This is a genomic window from Pasteurella canis, assembly GCF_900454865.1.
GTDB lineage: Bacteria > Pseudomonadota > Gammaproteobacteria > Enterobacterales > Pasteurellaceae > Pasteurella > Pasteurella canis.
In genome coordinates this window covers 1,273,823-1,287,973 of record NZ_UGTV01000015.1, presented here as the reverse complement: position 1 = coordinate 1,287,973, position 14,151 = coordinate 1,273,823, and the positions used below count along the sequence as shown (strand labels likewise).

Here is a 14,151-nt window from a genome sequence, read left to right as displayed (position 1 = left end):
TGCTTTATGTGGAAGTGGTTACACTCTTATGCGAAATCAGAAACGCAATATTACTTGTGTGGTAAATTTTTGCCAGTTACTGCCATTTTAACCGCACTTTTACTCATTACAGGTATCGTTTGGGGTCTCGCTTTTGCACCAGCAGATTATCAGCAAGGGAATAGTTTTCGTATTATGTATGTTCATGTACCGACTGCAATTTGGTCCATGGGGGTATATGGCTCAATGGCGATTGCAGCATTCATTGCATTAGTCTGGCAAATTAAGCAAGCGCACTTAGCAATGATCGCAATGGCACCTATTGGTGCATTATTTACGTTCTTGGCTTTAGTGACGGGGGCAGTTTGGGGTAAACCTATGTGGGGAACTTGGTGGGTTTGGGATGCTCGATTGACTTCTGAATTAATTCTATTCTTCTTATATTTAGGTGTGATGGCGTTGTATTCCGCATTTCAAGATCGTGCTGTTGGGGCGAAAGCGGCAGGGATTTTATGCTTAGTTGGTGTAATTAATTTACCGATTATCCATTTCTCAGTTGAGTGGTGGAATACGTTACACCAAGGAGCCAGTATTACGAAATTTGAGAAGCCATCCATTGCAACGCCTATGCTAATTCCATTAGTTTTATGTATTTTTGGTTTTATGATGCTTTATATTTGGTTAACATTAATTCGTTATCGTACAGCTTTAGTGAAGGAAGAAAGTAAACGTCCTTGGGTACAAGCACTAGCGAATAATCTGAAGTAACTGTTGGGGGAAAAGATGTTTTTTGAAACTTGGCATGATTTTTTCAATATGGGTGGTTATGGCTTTTATGTCTGGCTTGCTTATGGGATTAGTTTTGTTTCAGTGGTACTTTTGATTGTACAAAGCATAAAAGAACGCAAGTCTATTTTAAAAGATGTTATTCGTGAGCAACAACGTCAAGCCCGTTTGCAAAAAGATGATTCAAGAGGTGTACTATGAATCCAAGACGTAAATCAAGAATGGCTATTATTCTTTTTGTTTTAATTGGTGTGTCTGTTGCTTCAGGTTTAATTTTATATGCATTGCGACAAAATATTGATTTATTCTACACACCAACTGAAATTGTGTATGGGAAAGAAGAAGACAGTAATAAAAAACCACAAGTCGGTCAACGTTTACGTGTCGGTGGTATGGTTGTGACAGGTAGTGTTGAGCGTGATCCAACAAGTTTAAAAGTTAAATTTGATCTTAATGATATAGGTCCTTCCATTACAGTGGAATATGAAGGGATTTTGCCTGATTTATTCCGTGAAGGGCAGGGCATTGTAGCTCAAGGGGTGTTGAAAGCACCAACTATTTTAGTTGCAACGGAAGTTTTGGCAAAACATGATGAAAATTATGTTCCACCTGAATTAGATGCACAAATGCAAAAAGTGCACAAACCAATGGGCATTTCTGATCTTAAAGGCGAAAGTGAGCGGGATCGCCAAGAAAAAGCATATGAATATAAAACTGGACAAGAAGGTCAAAAATGATCGCTGAATTAGGAAATTATGCTTTAGCTTTAAGTTTTGCCATTGCTGTATTGGTGGCAATTTTTCCTTTATGGGGCGCTGAAAAAGGCAATGCTCAATTAATGTCATTAGCTCGCCCTATGACTTATGGTTTATTCATTAGCTTGACAGTGGCTTTCATTGCACTGTCTTATTTATTCGCAGTAAATGATTTTTCTGTTCAATATGTAGTAAATAATTCGAATACAAATTTACCTTTACATTACCGTTTATCCGCAGTTTGGGGATCGCATGAGGGATCGCTTTTATTATGGATTTGGTTGCTGACATTATGGGGCGCGGCAGTTGCTTTATTTAGTAAGCAATTACCTCAAGAAGCGGTTGCTCGTGTGTTAGGTATTATGGGGATTATCAGTATTGGGTTCCTTATTTTTGTATTATTTACGTCTAATCCATTTAATCGTACATTTCCTGATTTTCCTGTTGATGGCAAAGAGTTAAATCCATTATTACAAGATGTTGGATTGATTTTCCATCCACCATTACTTTATATGGGATATGTAGGTTTCTCTGTGGCATTTGCTTTTGCTATTGCCTCTTTAATGACAGGCAAACTAGATACCGCTTGGGCAAGGTGGTCTCGCCCTTGGACGATGGCAGCTTGGGTCTTTTTAACTTTAGGTATCGTATTAGGCTCTTGGTGGGCATATTATGAACTTGGCTGGGGCGGCTGGTGGTTTTGGGACCCTGTTGAAAATGCTTCTTTCATGCCTTGGATTGCGGGAACAGCATTATTACATTCACTGGCTGTAACTGAGAAGCGTGGCTCTTTTAAGGCATGGACCGTATTATTAGCAATTTTAGCTTTCTCGCTATGTTTATTAGGCACATTCCTTGTGCGTTCAGGTATTTTAGTTTCAGTACATGCTTTTGCTTCCGACCCAACTCGTGGCTTGTATATTCTCGCTTATTTAATTGTCGTTATCGGCGGTTCTCTTGCTCTATACGCTTATAAAGGGAGTCAAATTCGCTCAAGGGAGAATGCAGAACGTTATTCACGTGAAAGTATGTTGTTATTGAATAATATTTTATTAATGACCGCACTTTCAGTGGTGTTCTTAGGAACACTGCTTCCTTTAGTACATAAACAATTAGGATTAGGTACGATTTCTATTGGCGCCCCATTCTTTGATCAAATGTTTCTGATTATTATGATCCCATTTTCCCTATTACTTGGGATTGGACCTTTAGTAAAATGGAGACGCGATGAGTTTTCAGCGATCCGCATGCCTGTCTTGTTGAGTCTACTTATCATGTTAATAGCAGGTTTCACTTTGCCTTACTTTTTGCATGATCGTGTTACAGTAAGTGCAGTATTAGGATGTATGATGGTCGTGTTTATTGTGCTATTGAGTTTATATGAATTACATCAGCGTGCGACCCATCGTTCAACTTTCTTGATTGGTTTAACTAAGCTTTCGCGTTCTCATTGGGGAATGGTATTAGCACATTTAGGCGTGGCTATGTCTGTGTGGGGAATTGCTTTTAGCCAAAACTATAGTGTAGAACGTGATGTACGTATGAATGTGGGTGATACAGTACAAATTGCAGATTACCACTTTACTTTTCAAGGAATTACTGAAGCGAATGGACCTAACTACTTAGGGGGTAAGGCTCAAGTAGATATTAAGAAAGATGGAAAGGTCGAGGCGATCTTATTTGCGGAAAAACGGTTTTATACAGTAAGTAAAATGACAATGACAGAGGCGGCGATTGATTGGGGATTTAGTCGCGATCTGTATGTCGCGCTAGGTGAAAGTTTAGGTGATGGTTCTTGGGCATTACGTTTATATTATAAGCCGTTTATTCGTTGGATTTGGTTTGGCGGTGTATTCATGGTACTCGGTGGATTGCTATGTATGTTTGATCGTCGCTATCGTTTTTCTAAATTATTAAAAAAGGGTGAAGAATGAATAAAAAACGTTATCTTCCCTTAGCGTTGTTCTGCATCTTAGTGATTGCATTTGCAGTTCAATTGCAACGTAATGCACAAGGTGATGATCCTAAAGCTTTAGAATCTGCTTTAGTCGGTAAACCAGTACCAATAAAAGTGGCAGCTGATTTACTAGAAGAGAAGCAGCATAGCGCTGATATTTTTCAGCAAGACAAGCCAATTTTGTTAAATGTTTGGGCAACTTGGTGTCCTACTTGTTATGCAGAGCATCAATATCTGAACTATTTAGCACAACAAGGCATAACAATTATTGGTTTAGATTATAAAGATAAAACAGACAAAGCGATTAAATGGTTGAAAGATTTAGGTAATCCTTATCAAGTTGTACTTAAAGATGAGAAAGGTTCATTAGGATTGGATCTCGGTGTTTATGGCGCACCTGAAACTTTTATTATTGATGGCAAAGGTATTATTCATTATCGCCATGCTGGTGATGTGAATGAAAAAGTTTGGCATGAAAAATTGCAACCCATTTATCAAAAATTAATGGAGACAAAATAATGAGGAAACTGACCGCTCTTTTCTTGTTGTTGCTAAGTTTCTCTAGCTTTGCTGCGATAGATGCATTTAATTTTAGCTCAGCAGAGCAAGAAAAAGATTATCATGCTTTAACACAAGAATTACGTTGCCCACAATGTCAAAACAATAATATTGCAGATTCAAATGCGACTATTGCTGTTGATATGCGTCATAAAGTACTTGAATTATTACAAAAAGGACATTCCAAGCAAGAAATTGTTGATTATATGGTTGACCGTTATGGTCATTTTGTAACCTATGATCCGCCATTGACTGTTGCGACTATTGCACTATGGGTTATTCCTGCCATGTTGGTTATTTTCGGTGTAGTTATATTGTTTCGTCGTCAACCTAAAGCGACACAAAGTACAGTGACTACTGCCCCCCTTTTGAGTGATGATGAGAAACAGCGTTTACATAATTTATTAAAAGAGAAAAAATCATGAATTTTTGGTTAAGTGTAGTGGGATTAACACTAATTGTGGCATTAATTTGTTTTTATCCACTTTTTAAAGCCATAAAACCAGCTCGTAAAACAGGACAGGCAGTAAAACGTGATGAATTAAATAAAGCATTGTATTTCCAGCGGTTAGCAGAAATTGAACGGGATGAAGCACAAGGGCTATTATCTAATGCAGAACAGTTAAAGATAGAACTACAACAGTCTTTGTTAGAAGATATTCCAGTTGAAGCTCAAGATGAGTCAATAGTACAGAAACGCTATGGTAAATTATGGTTTATTTCTGGATTTCTGGCGTTAAGTATTTTAGCCACAATGACCTATTTAAGTGTTGGTTCATGGAAAGCCGAAGAAATGTTGGGAAAAACCTACCAAAAATTACCGCACTTTTATGAGCGTTTGAAAGATGAGCAGAATAACCCATTGAATGAGACTGAATTACAACAGTTTTCTACGGCACTACGCTTACATTTACAAAAAGTCCCACAAGATGCTAAGAGTTGGTGGTTGTTAGGGCAGATTGCAATGAATACCAATAAAGCACAACTTGCCTTAGATAGCTATGCTAGGGCAAACAAACTTGAACCTGAAAATAATGAATATAAATTATCTTATGCTCGTATTTTAATGTTTTCAGAAGATCCAACAGATAAGTCTCAGGGGGATAATTTACTGAAAGAGGTTATTCGCCAAGATCATAGTAATCTTGAAGCTTTAGGTTTACTTGCTTTTCGTTACTTTGAAGTGGAAGATTATAAAATGGCTGCAGTGACTTGGTCTATGATGCTACGTTTACTGGCAGAAGACGATCCTAGAAGAGCATTAATTGAGCGTAGTATTCACTCAGCAAGAGCTTCACAGGAAGCACAAGAGGCTGAAAAACGTGAAAAACTTGTACCTCATCAATAAACATTTGATGGCTACTTATGATATTGAATTAACCATTTCGTATTTTAGGACAAGTAACAATTGAGAACTTCTCTCATTTTACATTTACTATGAAAGGCGTATAATTACTCACATTTTTAAAAAGGAAAACCATGAAGTCGCCATTTATCGGCTTTCATCATGTTGCAATTATTACCTCTGATTATCGTAAGTCGAAGCAGTTTTATACTGAAGTTTTAGGGGCAGAAATAATTAACGAAACTTATCGTGCTGAACGGAATAGCTATAAGTTAGATTTAAAGTTCAGTGATGGTAGCCAGATTGAGTTATTTTCTTTTCCCAATCCTCCTTTACGTTTAACAAATCCAGAAGCATCTGGTTTACGTCATTTGGCTTTCAGTGTAAAAGATATTGAGGGGACCGTGATATTTTTGCAGCAGAATGGCATTCTCTGTGAACCAATTAGGATAGATCCTATCACAAGTAAACGTTTTACTTTTTTTCGTGATCCAGATGGTTTACCTTTAGAAATATATGAAAAGTGAGATGAAAATGCATTTAAAAGTATTAATGTTAGGAAGTTTGCTACTATCGAGTGTAAGTTTTGCTGAATCTTGGTCTATTCGTATTTCTGAAAATTCTTTTACTAAGACTTATGGTTCGTCAGAAGAATCAACGCCGCACGAAGAGCGTTCTTTATTAGATATTCATAATGAAAAACCGACACATATTGCTTATGTTAATCGAGGTGCTACTCATAAATTAAATCCAAGTATGGATATAAAAGATGCAAAAGCATTGGCTGCAAGTATCGAGTTTGAAGTTTTTCAAATTAATGAAACTAAATCATCGCATACTATTTTTGAGTCAGGTGCTGGAATTTGCAGTGGTTTTAATTCTAAAGTTGGTGTGGATGTCACTGATGCAACGACATATTATGTTGTACCTGTTAATAAGACAGAATATTATACCAACATTGCTACAGCGACAGTTTCATCAAAAGCAGATGCTAAAAATATGCAATATGTCCCATTATTTTATATTCAAGATCCTAAATTAGCGCAAAAAGTGCAAACTGAAGAACATAAACAAGGTAAAAATTTAGCAGATCAAAATATTCAGCAACGTAAAAATATGCTATCTGGTGTCATTTGTCGTTAAATAATAGAAGGAGCAATTTATGATAAGAGTCGCTATATTATTCGTGATTGCATTATTGGTGGGCTGTACACAAAAGCTTGAACAAACAAATGTACAAATGGACTTGAAAACTTTAGAACAATATAACCAACGAGTGAAAAGTGGTGACACAGTAGCCGCGAGTGAAAAGCAAGCCTATTCAAAAGATATTCAGTCCCCTTTGAATGCCAGTGATAATCGTCCTAACGTTGAACCTCGTCCAAAATACCAACAGCCATCCGTTATACTAGTGCCAAGCGTAGGCTACCATTATACTCGTTGGAACTAAACTTTCCATTTCTTTTAAAGACCGTATAAAGTGCGGTCTTTTCTTATAAATTTAAAATTTCTTTCACAAAGGGAATAGTTAACTTACGTTTTGCTTGTAAAGAGGCATGGTCTAGTTTTTTTAACGCATTAAATAAAGTGTGCATATCTCGTTCTAGGCGTTTAAGCAGAAAATTTGCTACTTCATCGGACAGATCAATGCCACGTTGGTGTGCATTTTGTTTTAAAACGTGAATTTTTTGTTGATCGTTTAATGGATTAAGTTGGTAACTTTCTCCCCAGCGTAAACGAGATGCCAGATCGGGTAAATTTACACAGAGTGCTGTTGGTGATTGGCTTGCACTAATCACTAAAATGGTTTTACCAACGGTTTTAATTCTATTAAAAAGATCAAAAATAGCGAGTTCCCATTCAGGTATTGTTATAACTGAATGTAGATTATCTAGACAAACTAATTGTTGATATTCTAGATTTTCGAGTACGGCAGGAGAGAAATAGTGTGATTTTTCTAACGGCACATACATAGCAGGACGCTGTTGAATGAAAAATTCATTAGTGATTGCCTTTAATAAATGGCTTTTACCACTACCTTGCTCTCCCCAAATATAGAAAAATTGCTGTTCTGGTTGTGTAAAATTTTTACGCAGTGAATTGAGCAACAACAAATTATTGTCGGGATAAAAATTTTCTAAAGTTTCATCATCAAGTTGATGAATAGGTAGCGGTAGCTGAAAATGATCTAACAAAAAATAGCCTATTTAATGCGGAGAATGAATGTTAAGAGTAAACGAAAAAGGAAGGGTTAAGCAAGACTTAACCCAGATTTTATTTATTGATTATCTTCAGTAAAGGTGTTTTTTGCTTTTGGTAGAATTAAATTCAGTAAGATTGCAACAACCGCACACAAGCTGATCCCTTTTAGTGACACTTCTCCGAAGTTTACAAACATACCACCAATGCCAAATGTCATGACGACAGAGATAATACAGAGATTGCGTGCTTCAGTGACATCCACTTTACCACGAATAAGTGTACTCATTCCTACTACTGCGATGGAGCCAAATACTAACATCATAATTCCACCCATTACAATCGTTGGGATAGTTGATAAAAAGGCACCAACTTTACCACAGAATGAGATTGCAATTGCCCAAATAGCTGCCCAAGTCATAATATTTGGATTAAAATTACGGGTTAACATAACCGCACCAGTGACTTCCGCATAAGTTGTATTTGGTGGACCGCCTAAGAATGCAGCTGCACTTGTCGCGACGCCATCACCCAGTAACGTGCGGTGTAGCCCTGGTTTCTGTAAGAAATCTTTGCCAGTAACAGAGCTAATTGCCATAATGCCACCAACATGTTCAACAGCAGGTGCGATAGCAATTGGTAATAAATATAAAATAGCTTCAAGTTTGAATTCTGGTGTTGTAATTTCAGGGACACTAAACCAAGGTGCATCGAGAACGGGTTGGAAATTGATTAAGCCTAGGAAGAGGCATAGCATGTAACCTACTGTGATACCAAACATAATTGGAATCAGTTTCATAATGCCTTTAGCAAAAACAGCTACGCATAATGTCGTTAATAATGTAGCCATTGATACAAAAACAGCATCATTATATTCATAGGGGCTATTTTTTCCCAATGCCATATCTACTGCAACAGGCGCTAATCCCATTCCAATGATGATGATGACGGGTCCTACTACTACAGGTGGGAAAACGCGTTGTAAGGCACCTGCCCCCTTTAATTTTACTAATGTACTAAGGGCAAAATACACCATACCTGTAAAGACTAACCCCCCCATTGTTGTAGCGATACCCCAAGTAGCAACGCCATACTGGATAGGTGCGATAAAGGCAAAAGAAGACGCTAGAAAAATAGGTACCTGCCGACCTGTACAAAATTGGAAGAGGAGTGTACCTATGCCTGCTGTTAATAAGGCAGTATTCGTATTTAAACCCGTAATAAGTGGGACTAACACAAGGGCACCAAATGCGACGAAAAGCATTTGTAGACCGACGAAAGCTTGTTTGGCTTGATTTTGTTCTATTGCTTGAATTGTTTGATTTTGATTTGTCATTTAAGTTTCAACTCTCTGTCTGAATTAACTTTTAATTTACAGCGACGTAAATTACATGGAAAAAAGCAGCATTTGATATGCTGCTATATTTGAATTATTTGGTACCAAAAATTTTATCACCTGCATCACCTAGACCTGGGATAATATAACCCTGTTCATTTAAATGACTATCTATTGAGGCAGTGTAAAGTTCGATATCAGGGTGAGCATTTTCGAGGGCTTTTATACCTTCTGGTGCCGCAACAAGAACTAAGACTTTAATATGTTTACAGCCTTTTTCTTTTAATAAATTAATCGTGGCAATCATTGAACCACCAGTTGCTAACATTGGATCAACAACGATGGCTAAACGTTCTTCTAAATCACTGGCTAATTTTTGGAAATAAGGAACAGGCTCAAGGGTTTGTTCATCACGATACATTCCAACTACACTAATACGTGCACTCGGGACATGCTCTAATACACCATCCATCATCCCTAGACCTGCACGTAAAATAGGAACAACAGTGACTTTTTTACCTTTTATTTGATCGATTTCAACAGGACCACACCAACCATCAATAATGACTTTTTCTGTTTCTAAATCTGAGGTTGCTTCATAAGTGAGTAAACTACCAACTTCCGTGGCTAACTCACGAAATTTTTTAGTATTGATATCAGCAGAACGCATTAAACCAAGTTTATGCTTCACAAGAGGATGCTGTACTTGTACTAATTTCATTGTATGCTCCTTTATTTACAATAATTAAAAACAAAATCGTCAAATTTTAAAACAGAATTAATAAAATTAATAGTAACTATACGATCTAATTTTAGATTTTTTCGATATAAAAAACGGTCTGAATACAGACCGCACTTTTCATCATTATTTTATTCCTCTGTAGCATAGCCTTGTTTTGGTAAACATTGACTATCTAAAAAAGCCTTCCCATCGATTAATGAAAGTCGATCTTCTACAAACCATTTTACTACTAAAGGATAGATGCGTAGTTCTTGCTCTTTTACACGTTCTTCAATATCAGCAATGCAGTCATTGTCAAAAATAGGTACTTTAGCTTGCAGGATAATTGTTCCGCCATCGACTTCTTCATTGACAAAATGCACTGTCGTACCATGTTCCTGCTCACCAGCATCTAAAGCTTGTTGATAAGTATGTAATCCTGGATATTTAGGTAATAGAGAAGGATGGATATTGAGAATTCGTCCTGCAAAGCGTTGAGTAAATTCTGCACTCAAAATTTTCATATAACCCGCAAGAACGATTAAATCTGCTTGGACAGATTCAATATAGTGGGCTATTTGGCGATCCATGGCTAGATTACTTTCAAATTCTTGACGTAGAAAAACTTTGCTCGGTATTGCCGCACTTTTAGCACGTTGTAAGCCAAATGCATCAGCTTTATTACTGATAACTGAAACAATTTGTGCTGGAATCATGCCTGATTTACAGGCATCAATTAATGCCTGTAAATTAGTACCTTGACCAGAAATTAAAACAACAATTTTCTTCATTAGCGAATAATCACTTGTGCTTCATCTTGGGCAGCAGGCTCAATTTGACCGATTAGCCAAGCGTTTTCACCTGATTGTTTTAATAGGGTTAACGCAGTTTCAACATCTTGTTGTGGTAGCGCAATAATCATACCTACGCCACAGTTAAATGTGCGATACATTTCGTGTGTATCAATATTGCCTTTTTCTTGGAGCCATTTAAAAATCGGTTGCCATTGCCAGCTTGCCTCATTAATTACTGCTTTGACATTATTTGGCAGTACACGTGGAATATTTTCCCAGAACCCGCCACCTGTTAAATGTGAAATTGCGTGAACATCAACTCGTTTAATTAATTCTAAGATAGATTTTACATAGATTTTAGTTGGTGCCAGCACTTGATCGGCTAAGGATTTTCCTGCAAGTTGCTCCTCAGCTGGATTAATACCCGCTACTTCTATTACTTTACGAATTAAAGAATAGCCGTTAGAATGTGGACCGCTAGAGCCTAGAGCAATTAGAGCATCGCCTGCTGTTACTTTAGTTCCATCAATAATCTCAGATTTTTCAACTACACCGACACAAAATCCAGCTAAGTCATAGTCTCCTTTATGATACATGCCTGGCATTTCTGCTGTTTCACCACCGACAAGGGCACAGCCAGACTGTTCACAACCATTTGCAATCCCTTTAATAACACTTGCAGCGACATCGACATCTAATTTGCCTGTCGCATAATAATCAAGGAAAAAGAGTGGTTCAGCACCTTGTACAACTAAGTCATTAACACACATTGCGACGAGATCAATACCAATGCTGTCGTGACGATTTAAATCAATTGCTAAACGTAATTTAGTACCGACACCATCTGTACCTGATACTAAAATCGGTTCTTTATAGTTATTTGGTATAGCACAAAGTGCACCAAAACCGCCTAATCCACCGATGACTTCTGGACGGGTAGTCCGCTTTACATCAGCTTTAATTTTTTCAACAAGTGCATTACCTGCATTAATATCCACACCCGCATCTTTATAACTTAATGATTGTTTGCTCACGATGATTTCCTATACAGTAAGAGACGATAAAATTGAATATAATGAATTGTATCATGCTTAGGCAAACGTTTGCGATAGTTGTTTATAATTTTCTTGCGTTGAAACGACTAACTGCTATTACTCTAAAAATAGAGAAAGTGCTTTTGTCGATAGGATTCTCTCGTTAGAATAAGAAAAGTATGTTTTGCTAAGTGTTTTTTCTCAACAGAAATGATTTAACAAAGAGGGAATCATGAAGAAATTATTGTTTATTATTTTTGCTATTTTGAGCTTCAGTGCATGTACTCAACGACCAGTAGAAGAAAAAATTCAACCTGAAAATATAAATCTAACGCTACCTTCATTAGTTAAATCTGGTTTTGTGCGTTTAAAAGAAGATCAATTTATTGATACTTATACTGTAAAGAAAGTACCAGGAAATGAGAATTTAGTTTCTTTTGATTTAGTCGAAAATCTTCCTCAGAGTGTTTATGCGTATCCTGAACAACCTCTACAATATGCGAAATCATTGCGCAAAGTTTTTCTAGTTAATTGTGAAAGCCATGGCTTAACTTTAGTGAATAGTGCTTATTATACAGAATTTTGGGGAGATGGTACCAAATCACCAATTACCATTCACAATACATCGTTAGCTAGATTGTATAAAAATTCTCCTTACCGAATTTTAGGACAGGTTGTTTGTACTGGTATTTATCAGCACTAAATTACTTGTTTTCTATTCTAAAATAGAGAAGAAATGCAGCTAGCACTGGCTGCATTTTATATAATTTTATCCATAAAAAATAATTTTATTGATTTTTTGTTTTTATGTAGCATAAAAAAACAAATACCTCTAAATAGTTATTTTGATTTGTTCTTGAAAAAATGTTACTGAAACATGTTTTTCCTTGTGATTAACATTTGTCACATACCTATTTAGAGGTATTATGTATGCTACAAATTTTTCCTTTCTAATTGTTCTTATTAAAATTTTTGATCCAAAGCAATAAATCATCAAATACCTAAGCAAATCTCATGGTTATTTGTTATTTTTAGCCTGAATTAGATCTTTTTTTATCAATTATCATGTTGTTTTTAATGATAAAAATTCTCATTAACAATGTTGTGGTGGTTGATGATTTTTATGAGTATTTGTAGACACAAGTCATCTTAAGGTTAAACCTGTTTTATGGAGTAATTATCGTGAACGCATTCAAAAAAAGCCTACTCATTGCTATTTCAGTTGCATTGGGTTTATCAGTTGTGCCAAGCGCAATAGCTGAATATAAACCAATTGCACAGCCAGTTGAGCCAGCAAATCCAAATTTGAAGATTGAATCTAGGAATGATCTCTTTAAATCACAATTCCCAAAACAATATGAAAGTTGGGCTAATACCGCTCAATCTACTGATCTTGATTCGGTGAATTATGAAGATCCACGCGTTGTTGTGTTATGGGCGGGTTATGCTTTTGCTAAAGATTACAATAAACCTCGTGGTCACTTTTATGCTGTTACTGATGTACGCAATATTTTACGTACAGGTTCGCCTATGACACCTGATGCAGGCCCAATGCCAATGGCGTGTTGGGCATGTAAAAGTCCAGATGTACCGCGCTTGATTGCAGAGCGTGGTGAGGCGGGTTATTTCGGTGCTACTTGGGCGAGTGGGGGTGCTGAAGTTGTGAATCCAATTGGTTGTGCTGATTGCCATGACACTACATCAAAAGACTTTGCAGAAGGCAAACCAGCACTGCGTATTGCGCGTCCATATGTGTTACGTGCCTTAGAAAAAATTGATCATAAATTTGAAACTTCTGATAAAACAGATCAACGAGCCGCGCTTTGTGCAAACTGTCATGTAGAATACTATTTTGCGGGCGATTTAAAACAAGTCACTTTCCCTTGGGATAATGGTGTTACAGTAGATGCAATGGAAAAATATTATGATGATATTGGTTTTGTCGATTGGACTCATGCTGTATCAAAAGCCCCTATGTTAAAGGCACAGCACCCAGATTATGAAACATGGATGTTAGGCGTACATGGAAAGAATGGGGTCACTTGTATTGATTGCCATATGCCAAAAGTACAGGCTGCAGATGGTAGAGTATACACAGATCACCAAATAGGTAATCCATTTAACGCATTTGAGCATACTTGTGCAAATTGCCACGATCAAAGTAAAGAAAAATTAAAAGAAATTGTGAAATCACGTAAAGCAGAAATTAAAGATGTGATGTTACGTCTAGAAGATCAGCTTGTTGCAGCACATTTTGAAGCAAAAGCCGCTTGGGAAGCTGGTGCAACAAAAGAAGAAATGAAAGATGCTTTACAATCTATTCGTCATGCACAGTGGCGTTGGGACTACTCTGCAGCAGGACATGGCGGTCATATTCATGCGCCTGATGTGTTACTAAAAGTACTTGGCACAGGTTTAGATCGTGCAGCAGATGCAAGAACTCAATTAGTGAGAGTATTGGCGAAACACGGTATTACTGAGCCGATTGTATTACCTAATATTTCAACTCCTGAAGATGCGTGGAAAGCAACGGGGGTGGATATTGAGAAAGATCGTAAAGCAAAAGCAGAATTCCTCAAAACTGTTGTTCCTCAATGGGATAAAGAAGCACGTGAAAAGGGCTTACTTCCAGCAGAGAAATAAACAGAAATTTTGTAAAAAAATGACCGCACTTTTATGTGCAAGCA

General features: G+C 37.0%; 17 protein-coding genes. 12 read left to right on the top strand and 5 right to left on the bottom strand.

The genetic code is table 11. The features are described 5' to 3' along the window. The first annotated feature begins 6 nt into the window (after positions 1-6). From DYE19_RS06665 to DYE19_RS06620, 10 genes are all read left to right on the top strand, one after another. Positions 7-747, top strand: a complete 741-nt coding sequence (locus DYE19_RS06665) for a heme ABC transporter permease (protein WP_115323051.1) — start codon at positions 7-9, stop codon at positions 745-747. Positions 748-762: 15 nt separating this feature from the next. Further along, entirely contained in the window at positions 763-966 is a 204-nt protein-coding gene (ccmD, locus tag DYE19_RS06660) for a heme exporter protein CcmD (protein ID WP_049216260.1), read from the top strand. Next, positions 963-1,502 (top strand): cytochrome c maturation protein CcmE, encoded by a 540-nt coding sequence (ccmE, locus tag DYE19_RS06655; RefSeq protein WP_115323050.1) that lies wholly within the window; start codon positions 963-965, stop codon positions 1,500-1,502. The genes ccmD and ccmE overlap by 4 nt, the downstream gene beginning before the upstream one ends. Continuing rightward, positions 1,499-3,454, top strand: coding sequence for a heme lyase CcmF/NrfE family subunit (locus DYE19_RS06650; protein WP_115323049.1), 1,956 nt, complete (start codon positions 1,499-1,501; stop codon positions 3,452-3,454). The genes ccmE and DYE19_RS06650 overlap by 4 nt, the downstream gene beginning before the upstream one ends. Next, complete coding sequence (locus DYE19_RS06645; RefSeq protein WP_115323048.1) at positions 3,451-3,996, top strand: DsbE family thiol:disulfide interchange protein; 546 nt, start codon at positions 3,451-3,453, stop codon at positions 3,994-3,996. The genes DYE19_RS06650 and DYE19_RS06645 overlap by 4 nt, the downstream gene beginning before the upstream one ends. Continuing rightward, entirely contained in the window at positions 3,996-4,460 is a 465-nt protein-coding gene (locus DYE19_RS06640) for a cytochrome c-type biogenesis protein (RefSeq protein WP_115323047.1), read from the top strand. The genes DYE19_RS06645 and DYE19_RS06640 overlap by 1 nt, the downstream gene beginning before the upstream one ends. Then, positions 4,457-5,383, top strand: coding sequence for a c-type cytochrome biogenesis protein CcmI (ccmI, locus tag DYE19_RS06635; protein WP_115323046.1), 927 nt, complete (start codon positions 4,457-4,459; stop codon positions 5,381-5,383). Before DYE19_RS06640 ends, ccmI begins: the two co-directional genes overlap by 4 nt. Positions 5,384-5,514: 131 nt before the next feature. After that, the gene (gene gloA2, locus DYE19_RS06630) at positions 5,515-5,907 is read left to right on the top strand and encodes an SMU1112c/YaeR family gloxylase I-like metalloprotein (protein ID WP_049216254.1); all 393 of its coding nucleotides are present in this window, start codon (positions 5,515-5,517) and stop codon (positions 5,905-5,907) included. Position 5,908: 1 nt separating this feature from the next. Next, positions 5,909-6,523: a DUF8095 domain-containing protein gene (locus DYE19_RS06625; protein ID WP_223667313.1), complete on the top strand. Its 615-nt coding sequence runs from the start codon at positions 5,909-5,911 to the stop codon at positions 6,521-6,523. 19 nt (positions 6,524-6,542) lie between these two features. Further along, entirely contained in the window at positions 6,543-6,830 is a 288-nt protein-coding gene (locus tag DYE19_RS06620; RefSeq protein ID WP_115323045.1) for a hypothetical protein, read from the top strand. 43 nt (positions 6,831-6,873) lie between these two features. Here DYE19_RS06620 and hda read toward each other — a convergent pair whose 3' ends face one another. The 5 genes from hda to purM all read right to left on the bottom strand — a co-directional run bounded on the left by hda (position 6,874) and on the right by purM (position 11,464). Beyond that, positions 6,874-7,575, bottom strand: coding sequence for a DnaA regulatory inactivator Hda (gene hda, locus DYE19_RS06615; protein ID WP_218017982.1), 702 nt, complete (start codon positions 7,573-7,575; stop codon positions 6,874-6,876). Between the two features lie 83 nt (positions 7,576-7,658). Beyond that, positions 7,659-8,915, bottom strand: coding sequence for a nucleobase:cation symporter-2 family protein (locus DYE19_RS06610; protein ID WP_115323043.1), 1,257 nt, complete (start codon positions 8,913-8,915; stop codon positions 7,659-7,661). 94 nt (positions 8,916-9,009) lie between these two features. Then, positions 9,010-9,636, bottom strand: coding sequence for a uracil phosphoribosyltransferase (gene upp, locus DYE19_RS06605; protein ID WP_049216250.1), 627 nt, complete (start codon positions 9,634-9,636; stop codon positions 9,010-9,012). A 149-nt stretch (positions 9,637-9,785) separates the two neighbouring features. Then, a complete protein-coding gene (gene purN / locus DYE19_RS06600) occupies positions 9,786-10,427 on the bottom strand; it encodes a phosphoribosylglycinamide formyltransferase (RefSeq protein ID WP_115323042.1) in 642 nt (213 codons plus the stop codon). Further along, positions 10,427-11,464 carry a phosphoribosylformylglycinamidine cyclo-ligase gene (gene purM, locus DYE19_RS06595; protein WP_115323041.1) on the bottom strand — a complete coding sequence of 346 codons (1,038 nt, stop codon included), beginning with the start codon at positions 11,462-11,464 and terminating at the stop codon, positions 10,427-10,429. Before purM ends, purN begins: the two co-directional genes overlap by 1 nt. Positions 11,465-11,696: 232 nt before the next feature. Here purM and DYE19_RS06590 point away from each other — a divergent pair, with 232 nt between their 5' ends. Together DYE19_RS06590 and nrfA are read left to right on the top strand one after the other, a co-directional pair. After that, positions 11,697-12,167 carry a surface-adhesin E family protein gene (locus tag DYE19_RS06590; RefSeq protein WP_115323040.1) on the top strand — a complete coding sequence of 157 codons (471 nt, stop codon included), beginning with the start codon at positions 11,697-11,699 and terminating at the stop codon, positions 12,165-12,167. Positions 12,168-12,646: 479 nt separating this feature from the next. Beyond that, entirely contained in the window at positions 12,647-14,107 is a 1,461-nt protein-coding gene (nrfA, locus tag DYE19_RS06585; protein WP_049216246.1) for an ammonia-forming nitrite reductase cytochrome c552 subunit, read from the top strand. Positions 14,108-14,151: the final 44 nt, after the last annotated feature.

Bases quoted from the DNA above. Each gene is read 5' to 3' on its own strand.
- DYE19_RS06665 (WP_115323051.1), top strand. From the start codon at position 7: ATGTGGAAGTGGTTACACTCTTATGCGAAATCAGAAACGCAATATTAC.
- ccmD (WP_049216260.1), top strand. From the start codon at position 763: ATGTTTTTTGAAACTTGGCATGATTTTTTCAATATGGGTGGTTATGGC.
- ccmE (WP_115323050.1), top strand. From the start codon at position 963: ATGAATCCAAGACGTAAATCAAGAATGGCTATTATTCTTTTTGTTTTA.
- DYE19_RS06650 (WP_115323049.1), top strand. From the start codon at position 1,499: ATGATCGCTGAATTAGGAAATTATGCTTTAGCTTTAAGTTTTGCCATT.
- DYE19_RS06645 (WP_115323048.1), top strand. From the start codon at position 3,451: ATGAATAAAAAACGTTATCTTCCCTTAGCGTTGTTCTGCATCTTAGTG.
- DYE19_RS06640 (WP_115323047.1), top strand. From the start codon at position 3,996: ATGAGGAAACTGACCGCTCTTTTCTTGTTGTTGCTAAGTTTCTCTAGC.
- ccmI (WP_115323046.1), top strand. From the start codon at position 4,457: ATGAATTTTTGGTTAAGTGTAGTGGGATTAACACTAATTGTGGCATTA.
- gloA2 (WP_049216254.1), top strand. From the start codon at position 5,515: ATGAAGTCGCCATTTATCGGCTTTCATCATGTTGCAATTATTACCTCT.
- DYE19_RS06625 (WP_223667313.1), top strand. From the start codon at position 5,909: ATGAAAATGCATTTAAAAGTATTAATGTTAGGAAGTTTGCTACTATCG.
- DYE19_RS06620 (WP_115323045.1), top strand. From the start codon at position 6,543: ATGATAAGAGTCGCTATATTATTCGTGATTGCATTATTGGTGGGCTGT.
- DYE19_RS06610 (WP_115323043.1), bottom strand. From the start codon at position 8,915: ATGACAAATCAAAATCAAACAATTCAAGCAATAGAACAAAATCAAGCC.
- upp (WP_049216250.1), bottom strand. From the start codon at position 9,636: ATGAAATTAGTACAAGTACAGCATCCTCTTGTGAAGCATAAACTTGGT.
- purN (WP_115323042.1), bottom strand. From the start codon at position 10,427: ATGAAGAAAATTGTTGTTTTAATTTCTGGTCAAGGTACTAATTTACAG.
- DYE19_RS06590 (WP_115323040.1), top strand. From the start codon at position 11,697: ATGAAGAAATTATTGTTTATTATTTTTGCTATTTTGAGCTTCAGTGCA.